Origin of the sequence: Phenylobacterium sp. (genome assembly GCF_030697305.1) — a bacterium.
GTDB lineage: Bacteria > Pseudomonadota > Alphaproteobacteria > Caulobacterales > Caulobacteraceae > Phenylobacterium.
In genome coordinates this window covers 1-15058 of the sequence record NZ_JAUYQL010000035.1, presented here as the reverse complement: position 1 = coordinate 15058, position 15058 = coordinate 1, and the positions used below count along the sequence as shown (strand labels likewise).

The following is a 15058-nucleotide window of genomic DNA, read 5'->3' as shown; positions in this document are numbered from 1 at the left end:
CGCGTTACTCCACGAACTCCTTTAGCGTCCGCACCGGCAGCGATGCGGGCACCAGCGCCACCACCGGCGCGTTCACGAGTTCCACGATGCCGCTGAAATCGTCGGCCGGATGCCAGGTGCTCTTGCCGGCCGTCAGTCCGGGATTGGTGACGTGGCTAAGCGTAGCCAGCAGCAGCGTGTAGCCGTCGGCCGGACTGCGTGCGACGTGGGCAGCGCCGATCGATCCGCCCGCGCTCGGACGCGCTTCGACCACCACCGGCACTCCCCTATCGTCACCGCCCGTGCGGGGTAAGCCTGCGGCAATGCCGGCGTTCCGAAAACCATGGCCAGCGACGCCATGAGCAGCGTACCGAGCATCCTGCGATTCGTCATCGAGTGTCTCCTGTGGGAAAGCCTGTTGGCAGAGTATGTGCTCCAAGCGGCCACGTCGGTGGCGGGACACTTGACGAGCACAATCGTTTTCCGCTGCGGAGGCGACGATTGACTTGGTCAATGGCAAGAGCCGAACGTAGCATCCGCCCACTTCCGCATCGGACACGACATGACCCAGACAGACAACAGCGCCATCGTTGCCACGCCCCTGAACGGGCACATCGGGGCCGAGATCTCTAACATTGACTTGGGCCGGCCCCTGGCGCAAGCCGATTTCGACGGGTTGCAGGCCGCACTCGCGCGCTACGAGGTGCTCGTCTTTCGCGACCAAGACATTTCGCTCGAAGCCCAGATCGCGTTCGCGAAGCGGTTCGGCAACCTGTCCACGCATCCGTTCGCGACGAACCTGCCCGACGTGCCGGAGGTGATCGAGTTCGACAACTCCGGCCGCAACCCCGCCGGGCCGACCGACTCGTGGCATTCGGACGAGACATTCCGCGCCCGCCCGCCAATGGCCACCATCCTGCGGGCTAAGGTCGTGCCACCCTATGGCGGCGAGACGGTGTTCGCCAGCATGACGGCCGCTTACGACGGCCTGAGCGAGCCCATGAAGGTGTACGTCCACCGGCTGCGGGCGCGGCACGACTTCAAGCCCTGGCGCCACATGTTCGCAGACTCCAAGGCTGCGCGCATGAAGCTCATCGAGCTGGAGGACGAATTTCCCAACCCCATGCACCCGATCGTGCGCATCCACCCGGTGACCGGACGTCGCGTGCTATTCGTGAATCCGCAGTTCACTGTCGGCATTGAGGGGCTGAAGGAAGACGAGGGCCAGACCATCCTGAATTTTCTGTATCGGCAGGCGATGGTCCCCGACTACCAGCTGCGCTTGAAATGGAGGCCGCACACCATCGTGATGTGGGACAACCGGTCCACCCAGCACTACGCGCCGCACGACTACTATCCGCACCGCCGCAACATGGCGCGGCTAACCGTGGAAGGCGGCCCCGTGGATGGCCCAGTCGGCGATTACGAGCCTCAGCCGGAGAACCCGCTGAAGCTGGCACAGCCGCCGTCGCAGGACACCGACGAGAAGAAGCTGCTGCGACCGTTCGAGCGCGCGATGATGTGAGCCTGCGCGCAAGGAGCCCGCTCAGCGCGGCACTTGCGCTCGGCTGTCCGCCTGCCTGAGCATTCGCCGGAAGCGATGAGCACGATCGCCTGCCGGATCGCCACCGGCATGAACAACCATTGCACCGGCACATGCTGCAGCATCCAGTTGGTGATGGCGATGCTCACGATGGTGAGTGCGAACGCAATTGGTACCATGAGGACGGAGCCAACATCTTCTGCGGATGCGTGCCTGGCGGCCAGCGCGGAGAACTGCGGCGATCCGCCGACCACCGTCGCGCCCAGGAACAGTGGGGGCGCCCATTGGAACGCCAACGGCAGCAATCAGGCAGATGCACAGCTGTGGGGGCGACGCGCGCGCTGCCTACGCGCTCGCTCCAGTGCCCGCGCGGCAGAGCCGCGCCGCTGGCCATCACGAGGAAGGACGACGGCGACACCTAGCCCGGATATTTCGCGAGCCCAGGTGCTGCCTAATTCTTGAGCAGTTTCGGGGGTTCGCGGAATTCGTGCGGGTTGGAGGCAGGCTGGTAGGCCTCTTTTTCTGCCGCCCAGGCGTACTACCCCCTTACCCCCCGTTGTTTGTCGGCGTGCCGGGGACAGCACTGTGCGAGGTTCTACGGGGCCAGGGCGCGCGCTGCCATGAGGAACACGTGCTTCGGTCCCTCACCCCAGAGGCTGCGTTGCGGGCCGCCCAGGCTGCCCTGCAAAGTTGCGCGCGCACAGGCTATCAAGTGGCGGTCGCAGTCAGCGACCGTGCGGGCCACCCCCTGGTCATGCTGCGCGATCGCCTCCCTGGACCGCATACGCCGGAAACTGCGATGAACAAGGCCTATACCGCGGTCACATTCAAGATGGACACCCTGGCGTTCGCCCGTGCCACCCAGGCTACGGAGGTATCCTCGGGAATCCGGGAACTGCCGCGCGTGGTCGCCATCGGCGGTGGGCTGCCTATCGATTCCGCCGTCCAGGTTCACTGGTGGGCAGTATCGGCGTGTCGGGTGCGCCCGGCGGAGATGCCGATCACGCCTGCGCGTCAGGCCTCGCCGCCATCAACGACGATCTCGAGTTCTGAACCCCGGCCAGGTCGTCGTGGCGGAGACGAAGCTGTGGCGCAACAACCTTGAGGCAAGGCGCACCGTGCTGGCGCAGATCCTGGACTATGCAAGGAGCTGACCGCCTCAAGGTACGAGACCCTCTCTGGCGCACAAAAGAAACGACGCGGGGAAAGCACGGGTTCTGCTGGTATGGAAAGGTGAACAGAGGATCCGACGCACAAGCCCGGCGGAACATTCCAGCCCGCCTAGTCAGATAACTGGTCCTATCGCAACAGCACGGAACCGAACGCGCCCGAGGTCTGTTTGTCGACTGATAGTTGGGCGCCCGGTACCGCTGCCTACTGCACCTCTCGACCCAGCTCACCACGGCTGCGGCTTCACGCGCGTAAATTCCGCTTTATGCGAAGCCAGACGGAATTTGGGGTGTGTAGCTCACTGCGAGCAGCCTATTCCCCGTCGTGGTAAGTCACCACAGGGCCGAGTCGCGCATCTCCTCCAGTTTCGCCTTGCGCCTGCTCGCACGCGCTTTCTGCACGATAGCGGCGCAGACGGCTAGCACGCCGGCCAACGCGATAAGTTCATGCGACGTCAGTGATCGCTCGAGCACGTACGGGGCTGCGAGGTCAAGTATTAGGAGGGTGGCTGCGCAAGTGAGCAGCGGACGAAGGTAGTGCATGTTGGCGCGGCTTCGAGAGGAGGCCGACGGCGGTCACACCGTCGGCTTGGCTCTAGCGTACCACCGTGATCAGCATGTCGCGCAGTATGGAAACCGCGAGCTGCTTTCGATTGGCGCCTGCGCCGAACCACGTGCTGTATAGCGCGTCGTGCGGGCGCTTGCGTAGCTCTTGCGCGTCGATGTGTTGCGCGAGCGCAAAGAGCAGATCAAGGGCGGTCGGGCGTCGGCGTCCCGCCTGCGCCTTGAACAACATGAGCACGGCCTCTGTGGACTTGAGCCGAGGTGCACGATGACCGGGCACCTGTGCGCTGCCCAGAATCAGGTGCAAAGCGCTTCTGGCGTCGGCGTCGGACATTGGCAGATGCGCAAGCTCCTTCAAGCACTCAGGAAACGCGATGCACTCAGATATGAGATCTCCGATGTCGATGAGGGTGTCCGGTGGCAAGAACTCGAAGGTACGGGGTATGCGCATGGTGGGATGCGGCCGAAGGGCGGCGGATAGTGCCAGCTCCCCTGGCTCCAAGAGGCACAGTGCGCTTGCTCGGGCAGCTAGATTGCTGTCGCACGAGGTGCTGAGGAGAAGGAATGAAGAAGCTGACCGCTTACCGACAAAGCGCGAGCCGTAGCCCGTCTCAATCAGCCCCCAAATCGTTCTTCCTCCCTGGATGTGGCCGACCCGTGTGAGCCGCATGTCGTAGAACTGAGCGAGCTGCAGGTAGAAGTCGATCACATCCTGCGGCTGCCATGTTCGGTGGCTAGAAGGCACGATTGCGAGCTGCTGTAGCGTGTCACTCCGGTACAAAACCTCGTGCCCATCGATTGGGATGGCCTCTGGCGCGCGGCCTGAGACCCGCGGCGCGTATGTGAGCGGAGCGGAAACGATGGACCACGTGAGTTCGGCAGACTCTCGTATGGCCTGAATTGTTGCGTCGTTCCAAGGTGCTGCGGCGATGACGGCCTTCGTTCGGTTGTGCATGATCGTCCTCCGGGTGCTAGAGCAGCGCAGAGGCCGCGTTGCAGTCGAATGCGCTGAGGCCGCGGATGTAGCGGTGAACAGTGCTTTCGGATCGGTGCCCGGTTTGGCGCTGGATCGCCCACACAGGGACGCCCGCCTTGGCGGCACTTGTAACGAGGCCAGCCCGGAGGCTGTGCGCCGTGAACCCCTCCGGCGACAGGCCGTGGAGTGCGAGGCGCTTCCTCAGCAGCCAGCCCACAGAGGCGCTGTTGAGGCCGCCTCGCAGATTGCCGTGTTTGTCGATCCCGCAGAACACGGGAGTGTCTGAACCCGGCCCCGGTCCGTCCTCGGACATAGCGCCAACTGTGGTCAGCCACAGCCGAAGCGCGCGCACGGGGCACTGCTGCCCGCGCGGTGCTTTAGGAATCGCAACATCACGGCCCCGCCGGTACTGGTCCGTCTTACTGCTGCGGAGACGGACGAGAAGACCTTGCTTAGTGAACGAGAGATCCTTGAAACAGAGCGAGGCGATCTCCGACCGACGGAACCCGCCTGCGAAGGCAATGAGGAAGAGGGCGGCGTCGCGGCGGTTCTGTGCCTCGGACAGACAGCGCAGTGGCTTCACCACCCTTCTGACCAGCTCTGGCGTGATCGGTGTTGCCTGCTTCTGAGCCACTCCCTTGGTTCTTCGGATTCCTCGAAGCGTGCGCCGGACGAGCGCGGACTTGGTGGGCGACTGCAGCCCCTGCTGCTCGTGCGCGTAGGAGATCGCCGCGATCTGCCTGGCCAGCGTGCTTGGCTTCAGTTCTTCCGCGGCATGAGCGAGGTAGCGCGCAACTTGTTCTGCAGTGGCAGGAATGCGGCCGCCGGATCTTTTGAATCGATCCAGGTCGCTGGCGTACGCCTGCAAGGTGTGCACGGAAAGCGAATTGCGTAGATAGCGAATAACGTCGTGTGAGCGGCGCGCCATCTCAGTACTCCCCAGGCAGCAGGAGCGTGGTCGCTGAGCGGTCCGCCTCTGTGATGATCCAGATGACTCCCGCACCGCCGGCCACTCCGGCGGGTCCGACCGCATAGCTGGACACAATCCGGGTGTGCATCGCTAGTGCGAGCTCATTGGCCGCCGCGTCCTCGGGATGTACCAGGCCCCAGTCGCCGTGTACGTGACGTGCGAGGAAGGTGTGAGGAGTCTGATTTAATCGCTCGAGCAGTTCGAGAGCGCCGGGGGTGGCGTAGATGCGGCCAAGGGGAAATTTCGGGCGAGCGTCGCCCTGCCGTGAATTCGACATTTCTGAGCCTTTCGTTTAGCTCCGCACGCGCGCGCCCGCGGCCGTGAAATTGGCGGGCGAGGGAGTAGGGGAGTGGGAGAGCGGACCGGAGCTTGTGTGTCCGGTCCGAGCGCAGCGTGCTTTGCGCTTGCTGCGTGGGGCGCGTGCCTCTAGTTTTGCTTCAGGCGCCCCGTTTTCCTACCGTTTTCTGGCGCTTTTCCAGCGGTTTCGGGGCGGATTTACCTGTTTTTTGGGTGGTTTTCGGGGTGGCAAGCGCCAGATCGCCTGTTTTTTCAGCAATCCTGGGGATCGTTCCAGTGGAATTTGCGGCGACGAAGGTGGACCAGTCCTCCATCAACTGCCGACGCCGATCGAGCATATCTGTGCGCATATACGAGCGGACGGTCTGATCACCAACCGTGTGCGCAAGTGCAAACTCCAGCATCTCGTGCGGGTGCTTCGTCTGCTCGCTTCCCCACGTGCGGAAGCTCGCGCGAAAGCCGTGCATCGTGTACTCCACTCGCATGCGTCGGAGCAGCTGCGTGAACACCATGTCGCTTAGCGGCAAGCCTTGGGTGTTGGGGAAAATCAGACCCATCTCTGAGGTCACCAACCCCTCATCGCGCAGGCGCTTCGCCTCCGCCAGCACTTTGGCTGCGCGACGCGAGAGCGGCACGTTGTGTGGGCGGCCTGCCTTCATGCGTTCTTCCGGAATGTTCCAGCAGAGGCGGTCTTCGTCGATCTCGGACCACAAAGCGCCCCGGGTCTCACCGGAGCGCGCAGCTGTCAGCACCGTGAACTCGAACGCAAGCCTCACAATTTCCGAGGATGGGCCAGCTTCGACTTCCCGTAGAACAGAGCCCACCAGCGGGTAGGGGCACGAATTGTGATGCTCTACCTTTCGAGCCCTGTCATTCGGTCCAAGTGCGATCCGCACCTGCTGCCAGAACTCCGCGTCTTTTCCCAGGCTGTAATCCCGTGCAGCTGCGAAGTTGAGGACAGTTCGAATCCGTTGCAAGAGACGGCTCGCAGTCTCTGCCTTGGTTTTCCAGAGCGGCGCGAGGGCAGAGACTATCTCGGCCTTCCCAACGTCACCGACTGGTAGAGAGCCGAACTTCGGAAACGCGTACTGCGTCAGCGTGTTGATCCACTGGGCGGCATGCTTCGCATTCTTCCACTCATCAGCACTCGCCTCGTGGTACTCGCGCGCGGCGTCTTCAAACGTCTTGGAGCGCGCACGTTCAGCGGTTCTATGGGCCTCGCTGGCTTTCCGCTCCCCGGCGCGCTTGTCGATAGGATCTATTCCGTCAGCAAGGAGCTGCCGTGCGCGCTGAGCGCGCTCGCGCGCCTGCGCCAGTCCAAACGCAGTGACCGAACCCAGGCCCATCTCTCGCGTCTTCCCATTCAGCGTGTACCGGAAGATCCAAGAGCGGGACCCAGTCTTGCTGACCTGCAGGTACAGGCCATTGCCGTCCAAGTAGTACCCGGGCTCCTTGTTCCGGCTTCGAACAGCACTGTCCGCCAATAAACCGTGTCGTGTCATTACCCGCATTCCTACCCACATTTAGGATTGTATTGCCATGCACGTGCATGGACAACCTTGGATTGCGGGGATGTCGGAAAGCGGCGGCAGCACTGGGATGCTTGCTATGGTGGATCGTGTTGGACGTGCATGGACATGTGGTCATATGCCTCCTACTCCGCCGGATCGTTGAGGCCATGAAGTGGCGTGGAGCGCTCCGATGGCGCTCCCGGCTGAATGTGCAGCCAGGAGCGGTCATCGCGGTCAAGAGTGCTGGTGAGCTACGCACCGCGCTTCAATGCGCTTGTGCGCCGGCCGACTGCGACGTTGAAGTGCGGCGAGGCAGCCCGTGGTGCCGGCCGGCAGGGGCTGCCGTCCTCCCTCTGAGACGAGTGACAGTGGCGGTGGTCCGAGTTCCGGCCCGACGTCTGCGTAGCGCGTCACCAGATGCGCAGCCCGTCTGTGGCGCCGAGTGCGCCGTGACACTCTTCAAACAGCACGCCGCTGCCGCAGAACACTTGGCCTCAGGGGGGATCTTGGGAACTGTCACAGGTCTGGCGTCAGCTTCTAAACTCACGTTACGTTCTCGTTGGCAGTGCACTCCCAGGGTAGCAACACGCGCCAAACGCGCTATGCGGCTGATCTAACGCGGCGTTTTCTCGGCGCCCAGGCGTCAAGGGGCACTTGGGGTAGAAAGTGGCCTCACGAGGTACCGCAGGCGCTCGCGTAGGCGCTGGGCATCTGCCACGCGGAATCCGACGGTGCCGTTGACGCAGAGCAGTTGCTCGCAGCCTGACTCGAACAACCAGGGCTGGTCGTCCAGCGCTAGCCAAGGCGCTGCGGGACGGTGCCGGCGCAGCCACTCCTGGCACTCGCTCTGGCGCGTTCTGGCCAGATCGTGCTTCGGCGTGGCATCACGTATGCGGTGCGCCATGTCTTCAGAGAAGAATTCGCGCATCTCGTGCAGGCCATGGTAGACCCTCCAGCTGCTGCTGATGACGATCTCCACGCTGGGGTGATCTTGTTTTCCGTGCCAATTGCCGCGCCTTGAAGCACGGGTAAACCCGCGCATTGCGGCCCTGCACGCCCTGGAGCGTGCCATCGTTTTCCCCGCGTGCTGATCGATATAGTGCTCAGAAACGGCACGGCCAAGGGGGAACAAATTGAGTCCTATTCATCTGCGATTCGTGGGAGCCACTGAGCTTCCAAAGTCCCTTTCGGACTTCGACGTCGAGCAATCGTTTCGGATCAGCGCTGCCGACATCGCTGCCATTCGAGAACGATTTCGCGCTGACCGCCGGCTTGGTGTTGCGCTCCAGCTGGTCTTCCTTCGAGCAACAGGACGTCCCCTGGATCGAACGGCAAGTGTGCCTCGCGCGCTCTTGCGCTCCCTTTGTGCAGCGTTGGGCGTGACCGAGACGGCCATCGCTTCGCTCAAGACGATCTACCAGCGCGTGGCCACGCTTTACGAACATCAACAATGGGCACGCGATCACGCCGCCATCGCGCCCGCAGATGACGCGGTCATAACTGAACTTGGCCAGGCCTTGGAGAGCCTGGCCACGACAGCCACATCGGTCGATGAACTCGTCCAAGAGGCAGAGCTGTGGTTGTTCGGGCGCCAGCATCTTCTTCCGGCGGATCGCGTCCTTCGAGATCTCGCACGCACGGCCTTTGCCTCTACCGAGGAGGCGGCGCTGGAGGCGGTCAACAACGAAATCCCCACGTATGAACAGGCCAAAGTGCTGGCGGCGGTCCACTCCTCGCGGCGCGGCCGCATTGGGGGCACTGTTCTAGAGTGGCTCAAACTGCCCGCTGGCAAACACAGTCCGAGCAGCATCACGGAGGTCACGGACAAGATCTCCTACCTGAAGGAACTCGGCGTCGACACGTGGTCATTGAGCTCGATCTCGAATGCGCGATTGCGCGCCTATGCCCAGGCGATCGCCAACCGGCCGCCGGCTGAGTCAAGACGCCGCGTCGAGGAAACGCAGGTGCTGGAGACGATCTGCTTCCTGCGTGTCACGCTGCTCGAGTTGACGGACACGCTGATGTACATGACCGGGCGGCGAGTGAACGACCTGGTGCGCCATGCCACCAATCGGGTGACTGCCAAACAGGCACGCAGCGCAATCGAGTACCGCCAGCAGGCCGAGGCCATGCGGCAGATCATTCATGACGACGATCGCTCGGCCGAGGCGCGGATCGCTGCCCTGAAAGAGCTTCTACCGAAGGACGTGAAATCGCAGCCCAACAGCCACGCTGCCCTCGTTCGGCAGTCGCTCGCCGACGATGCGACGCGCGTCACGGCCCTGCTCAACTCGTTCACTGACCTTGACCTGAAGGGGCATGCCGATCAGCGGCCGATGAAGCAAGTCGTCGCGCTACGCGAACTGATCGGGCAAGGTGCCAGGGAACTGCCGGCGGGCTTCGACGCCGACATTGCGGGTCCCGTCTGGCATGACCTGCTCAATGGTGCTGACCGCACGAAGGCATTTGCAGCGCTGAAGGCCTCCACAATGCTGGCGGTGCGCCAGGGATTGCGGGGCGGACGGCTGTGGATCGACCACAGTTGGGAGTTTCGCAATCGGGAAGATCTCTTGATCCCTCCGGCCGAATGGAAGAAGGAGCGCCAAGGCTTGATCAGTGCGCTCAGCCTGACCACCGATCCCCGAAAATTTCTCGCTCGCTTGCATGCTCACCTGGACGTGGGCCTGCGGGCACTATCGGAAGCCGTCACGAACGGCAAGCTGGAAATCGATCCCGACGGGATGGTGCGCTTCCACAAACTGGAAGCGTTGCCCATCGATGCGGCGATCCAGCGCAGCAGGGACGCGATGTTCTCGATCATCGGCCAGGTCCAGTTCGGCGACATGATCGTGGAGATGCACGCCTGCACCGGCTTCAGCGAGATTCTGCTGGGGCGACGGGCCAAGAACACCCAGGAACTCGTCGCCTGCTATGCGGCGCTGCTGGCCCACGGTACCGAAAACGACGCCAAGGGCGTTGCCGCGATGATTCCGGGCATCGAAGTGGCGCACATTTCGGCGGCCATGCGATCGCTGGAGGCACGGGACCGCCTGCGCAAGGCCAACGAACGGGTGGTCGAGTACCAACGCAAGAACCCGATCGCCGAGCTTTGGGGTTCGGGTGACAAGGCTTCTGCGGACATGATGGCCCTCGACGCCTCGCGACACCTCTACAACGCCCGCGTCGATCCCCGGCGAAGAACCTTCGCGGTCGGCCTGTACACCCACGTCCTCGAGTCCTATGGCGTCATCTACGACCAGCCGATCGTGCACAACGAGCGGCAAAGCTCCGCCGCTCTTGAAGGTGTCGAGCAATACAACGTCCGCAACGAGGAAAGCATGCGGTTGTCCTTGCTGGCCGTGGATACCCACGGCTACACCTACGTCGGCATGACGGTGGCCAAGCTGCTTGGATTCGACCTGTGCCCTCAGCTGCGAGACATGGCCGAACGCAGGCTGTACTTGCCGCGCTCAATCGTGCTCCCCGAGAACCTGGAACGCATCGCGGTCACCAACGTCTCCGAACCTGCCATCAGCAAGGGATGGGACGAGCTGCTGCGTTTGATCGCGTCCATCCGCGGCGGCCGGGTATCGCCCAGGGCCGCCATGGAGAAGCTGGGCAGCGCCGCGCAAGGCGACTCGATGCACAAAGCGGCGGACCAACTGGGGCGCCTGCTGCGCACGCTGTTCCTGTGCGACTACTTCAGCAACCAGGAATTCCGGCGGGAAATTCACACACTGCTGAATCGGGGCGAATCCGTGCACCAGTTGCAAAGGGCGATCTACTACGGGCGCCTGGCGGTCGAGCGCGGCCGGCGCCGCGACGAGATTCGCGCCATCTCGGGCTCCCACGCACTCCTGACGAACATCGTCATCGCCTGGAATACCCTGAAGATGCAGGCAGTCGTAGATGGCTGGCGCAAAGCCAAGCACCCGATCGAGGATGCCTGGATCCGTCGCATGGGGCCGGTGCACTTCGGCAACGTGAACTTCCGGGGCCTGATCTCGTTCGGCGTGGAACGCTACGCCGATGCGCTCTTGCAGCCGGCGGTGAAGCGGCGCGCAGGTGGCGGCTGACTCCGGACGCGAGGCGTCCAACTCACCTACGCACCAGCTTGGCCAGACCAAGGGCGCCAGGAGCTACGGGCGGAAGGGTTCGCGCGAACTGCTGAAATTTTGGGCGGCGCTGTTCTTCGTGCAATTTGTAGCGGTAAGGAGGCCTCGTCCCCATATGAATCAACAGCTTACGGATTGCCCAGTTTTTAGGCGGCGCTGTTTTTCGTGCAATTTGTAGCGGTGCCACTCCATGCGTCGCCGCCTCGGGGGGCAAGCCGGGATAGGGCCAGAAGTGACACATAGGCAGTTTTCTGCGGTGCGACGGTGCGCCGGCCGAGGTGCTCGCCCCTTCAGTGCACAGATTGACACGATAGCGGCGTTGTCCGACGGGGCGCACACGCCAGCATGCCAACCCACACAGACCTCACCAATCAGGCTGGCCAGGAGCGGCAAGGGATCCGCCACTTAGGGCGGAAGCGACCCCCAGTATTCATGCTTCGGGCGGGCCTGGATTCTGCTCCGTTGCCGTGCGATCACCCAGAAATCTGAACGGGCTGTCATCCCTGCCGGCGCGCGCCTTGAGCCGGTCTTCCATGGCCTCCAGCCGTCCGGGTACCGGGCTGAATATCGTCACGAAGCCGAAGACTTCCCCGAACACGACCTGCAGCACGTGGAGTTCGCCGTTCTCTCCCTGAGAGTACAGGTAGTCGAACTGGTCCTTCAGGTCCTTGCCGGCGCGCTGCTTGGGCGGCGACATGGCTGCGAGGCCCGCAAGCCCGTCGAGTAGCGCAATGCGGCCGTGCTCGATGCGCTGTGCGTTGGTGAACCACTGAAACATGATCGAGCCGTCCACCGGAAAAATCCTGCTCGTCTGCTGGTAGTACACGGCCTTGGAGAGCTTGGCCGCGAACGCGGCGACGCACTCGTCCATTGCGTCCGTCACGTTGACGATGCCCAGTTCCTGATAGGTCTGGCCGGGTGCCGGCCGCATACCCAGCCTGCGAGCCTGAGCGCGTGCTTCTACGGCAGAACTCTCCATCATCTTCTGCAACAGGCCTGGAAACTGCCGATGCACCATTCGCATCAGGCCGGAGCCCTTGTTCAAGGTCTCGGCGTTAGCGCCCGGCTGCAGCTTGGCCAGAAAGGCGACCATCAGATCGTCATTGGACGAGCCTCCATTGCAAGGGTGGCAAGCGGGGAACACATAGCCTTCGGGCCATTGCTTGTCCCTGAACAGGGCTCTCGGCGGGCAATGTTCCTCCGTCGTCGCAATGGCGTTGCCGCCGCAGAAGATGCATGGAACCTGTGCGTCGAGCAGCTTGTTTTTTCGCTGCTTGGCTTCACCCATGGCGCGACCATTTCATAGAAACTCCCACCGCATGATGCCGTCTTCGAACACCAACTGCATCGTGAGTTGGATCAACGCGTCGATCACGCCATCAGCAGCGGGCACGTCCGGTACCACGTTACGGATGTGGCTGCGGTACAAGGGCAAGTTGTGACCCGTGACCGAGTTCTCGATGACGATGCGGCCGGATTCGAGTTCAACCTGGCCGAGGCGCCAACGATAGTCGGCCGGCTCTTGCCGCTCGCCGCGCCAGAGGCGCTTGGGCAGCGGGCGAAGCCGGAACCACTGGATTCCGGCGGGTAACTGCTCCAACGAAAAGCCTCGGCCGCCCAGGTGCGCCGGCGCGACGTCGAAAACGTCCTTGCCACGGACATACAGACGCCCTTGCTTGTCGAAATTTCCCGGATCGATGATGGCGTTGGTCACCGCGTCAAGGATGCGGCCCCGGTTCTTCTCGAAGGCACGCAACAGCGCTTCGTCGGATGGCGTGCCGGTGAGCTGCTCCAAGTCTTCCAGCACCTCGCGCGAGACGAACACGGTCATGGGCTTGCCTTGCCACTCGATGTCGAAAGGAACGCCATCCCATTGGGTAACGACGGTCGGCCGGCGAACCATGTTGGGGCGGTTGTCGGCCAGGCACACGCCTGGACCGGTCTCGGCACTGCCCTCGATGAAGATGACGCGTTCGTTTTCAAGGGCGCGCCGCACTGCGGCGGCGGCGGCGGTTTCGGCCGGGCGCTTCTGGCTCTCCAGGTCGCGGATGGTGCTCAACCCGACCTCAGCGGCGGTGGCGAGCTGTTCCTGCGACCAGTCGAGTAGCGCGCGGCCCGCGCGAATTTGAGCGGGGACGACGAGTGAGGGCATATGGGCGTTGATGGTAATCAGCGGTCAGTATATAAACTAAAATCGTTTATTTCAAGACCAATGATTTACGACAACGCGATTTCTCGCTGTGCCTCCGGGGCCGGTGACGGTCGTTTATCGGAAATTAGGCAAAACGGATAATTATCTGGATTGACTAATTTCCGATAAACGTAGGCGGGTCGCGGTACAACTTCAAGAACTTGAACATCTTTGGCCATTCATGCCGCGGCTTGAAGACGATCGCGACCTCCTGGTCGCCGAGCGCCGACTCGGTCAGCACCACGTGGTCGGCCACCTGCTTGGCGTTTTCGAACTCCTTGGCGTTCACCTTGCAGACCGCCTTGAAGAACGGCCCGGACAACCACTCTCGCACTTCAGGCTCGTTCTGAAACCTGAGGTAGCCGGCGAGGGACGCGTGCGCAACGGCCACCATGGCGAAGCCAAGCGGGATGTCGTCGCGGACCAAGATGTACATCTTCATCAGCGGATTTTGGCTGAAGGGCCGTACCCCCCGATCTTCGAGCCCGCTCGAGTCAGGTCGCGGCTTTGGAGGGCTTGGACTTTGCTGGGGTACGTTGCGCGGTGCGAGTGGCTGGCGCTCTCTTGACAGCGGCGGCTTCCAGCCTCTGCCTCGTCGCATCCAGTTCGCGGGTCTGCTGCTCACGCTGCTCCAGTAGTTCCGCGATGCGGCCCTCCAACTCGCCACTGCGCTGGCGTAGCGCGTCAATCTGCTGCTGGCGCTCCAGGACTTCCTGGCGACGTGCATTCGCATGCTCTGCGATCTCGCGTCGCAGTTGCTCGACTTCCTTCTGGAGCTTGCCAGCGTTACCGCGCTCGCGGTCCACATCCAACAGCGCCCGTTTCATCTCGCCGGCATGGCGCTCCTCGGTCGCCGTTGCCACTGCGCGTTGCTGTTCTAGTTCCCGGGTGAATCGCTCTTGGGCTGCATTCAGCGCCGCCTGCATCTCCTGGCGGTGGACCGCGGCGGCTTCGACCTGTCGCTGCTGGGCGGTGACCTCGCCTTGGGCTCGGGCCAGCTCACGTTGCAGCTCCGTTGCCCGCCCCTGAGCGGTCCGCAGCTCGTCCCTTGTGGTGCCCAGCGCCGCCTCTGTCGCGTCCGCCCGCGCGCTGGCGGACTGGGCGAGCCCTTCGGCGGCCACCACGGTCGCTCGAGCCTCCTCGCGCTGTTGCGCCAACGTGTCCTGCGCGGCCGCCTGCGCCTGCTGCCACAGGGCGCCGACCATCTCGCCGGCGGCGGCCTGCAGCGGCTGAGGGAGATCGGGATGCTCGATGCGCACGCGACTCTTCTCGCGCAAGGTTTCCCAGAACCTGGCCAGCGCCTCGGCCGGCGCACTCATGCTGCCCTTGCGCACCAGCTGGTACAGCTTGTTGGCGGTGGGGGTCAGCCCATAGCGGAAGAACAGCAGCACGCACACCTCGCGGTACAGATCCTGCGTCTCGGGATGCTGCGCGCGCAGGGCCTCGATTTCGGCCTGCATCCGGGCTTCGGTCGCGGGTAGAGTGTCCATGGGCGTCGCCTTCGTCGAATGAAGAAAATAATACAACGTAATACGTTGGATATTTTTCCATTTTGACAAGTCTATGGACATAACTACTCTAATGTCCATAATATCCAGCGATGCGGCCCTTTCCAAGTAGCTCACCGTGAATCCGCTGGTCACCCTGGATCAGTTGGTAGTTCCCGCTCGCCTGGATGGCCGCCTCGGGCGCAATCGCGCAACGTCGCCAGGGCAGTTGACCGCAACCGATGACCGCTCGGCG

The 15058-nt window shown here is 63.0% G+C and carries 12 protein-coding genes; 3 read left to right on the top strand and 9 right to left on the bottom strand.

All coding sequences use genetic code 11. The features are described 5' to 3' along the window. Positions 1-4 precede the first annotated feature (4 nt). Positions 5-262: a tripartite tricarboxylate transporter substrate-binding protein gene (locus Q8R27_RS03790; RefSeq protein ID WP_279613703.1), complete on the bottom strand. Its 258-nt coding sequence runs from the start codon at positions 260-262 to the stop codon at positions 5-7. 279 nt (positions 263-541) lie between these two features. Here Q8R27_RS03790 and Q8R27_RS03785 point away from each other — a divergent pair, with 279 nt between their 5' ends. Next, positions 542-1504 carry a TauD/TfdA family dioxygenase gene (locus tag Q8R27_RS03785; RefSeq protein ID WP_244386921.1) on the top strand — a complete coding sequence of 321 codons (963 nt, stop codon included), beginning with the start codon at positions 542-544 and terminating at the stop codon, positions 1502-1504. Positions 1505-1727: 223 nt separating this feature from the next. Further along, positions 1728-2627: a heme-binding protein gene (locus tag Q8R27_RS03780; protein ID WP_371134641.1), complete on the top strand. Its 900-nt coding sequence runs from the start codon at positions 1728-1730 to the stop codon at positions 2625-2627. A 659-nt stretch (positions 2628-3286) separates the two neighbouring features. Here the strand turns inward: Q8R27_RS03780 and Q8R27_RS03775 are convergent. From Q8R27_RS03775 to Q8R27_RS03760, 4 genes are all read right to left on the bottom strand, one after another. After that, a complete protein-coding gene (locus tag Q8R27_RS03775; RefSeq protein ID WP_305697757.1) occupies positions 3287-4210 on the bottom strand; it encodes a DUF932 domain-containing protein in 924 nt (307 codons plus the stop codon). 16 nt (positions 4211-4226) lie between these two features. Further along, entirely contained in the window at positions 4227-5159 is a 933-nt protein-coding gene (locus tag Q8R27_RS03770) for a site-specific integrase (protein ID WP_305697756.1), read from the bottom strand. 479 nt (positions 5160-5638) lie between these two features. Next, on the bottom strand, positions 5639-7000 hold the full coding sequence (locus Q8R27_RS03765) for a site-specific integrase (protein WP_305697755.1): 1362 nt from the start codon (positions 6998-7000) through the stop codon (positions 5639-5641). Positions 7001-7652: 652 nt separating this feature from the next. After that, positions 7653-7988, bottom strand: a complete 336-nt coding sequence (locus tag Q8R27_RS03760; RefSeq protein WP_305697754.1) for an HAD domain-containing protein — start codon at positions 7986-7988, stop codon at positions 7653-7655. A gap of 178 nt (positions 7989-8166) precedes the next feature. On the opposite strand from Q8R27_RS03760, the gene Q8R27_RS03755 reads away from it, so the two are divergent. Next, positions 8167-11085 carry a Tn3 family transposase gene (locus tag Q8R27_RS03755; protein ID WP_305697764.1) on the top strand — a complete coding sequence of 973 codons (2919 nt, stop codon included), beginning with the start codon at positions 8167-8169 and terminating at the stop codon, positions 11083-11085. A 469-nt stretch (positions 11086-11554) separates the two neighbouring features. Here the strand turns inward: Q8R27_RS03755 and Q8R27_RS03750 are convergent, their stop codons facing one another. The 4 genes from Q8R27_RS03750 to Q8R27_RS03735 all read right to left on the bottom strand — a co-directional run bounded on the left by Q8R27_RS03750 (position 11555) and on the right by Q8R27_RS03735 (position 14940). Next, on the bottom strand, positions 11555-12412 hold the full coding sequence (locus Q8R27_RS03750; RefSeq protein ID WP_305697753.1) for a hypothetical protein: 858 nt from the start codon (positions 12410-12412) through the stop codon (positions 11555-11557). A 12-nt stretch (positions 12413-12424) separates the two neighbouring features. Then, positions 12425-13276, bottom strand: coding sequence for a DUF1488 family protein (locus Q8R27_RS03745; RefSeq protein ID WP_305697752.1), 852 nt, complete (start codon positions 13274-13276; stop codon positions 12425-12427). A 154-nt stretch (positions 13277-13430) separates the two neighbouring features. Further along, entirely contained in the window at positions 13431-13757 is a 327-nt protein-coding gene (locus tag Q8R27_RS03740) for a peptidyl-tRNA hydrolase (RefSeq protein ID WP_305697751.1), read from the bottom strand. A gap of 52 nt (positions 13758-13809) precedes the next feature. Beyond that, complete coding sequence (locus tag Q8R27_RS03735) at positions 13810-14940, bottom strand: DNA-binding protein (protein ID WP_305697750.1); 1131 nt, start codon at positions 14938-14940, stop codon at positions 13810-13812. Positions 14941-15058: the final 118 nt, after the last annotated feature.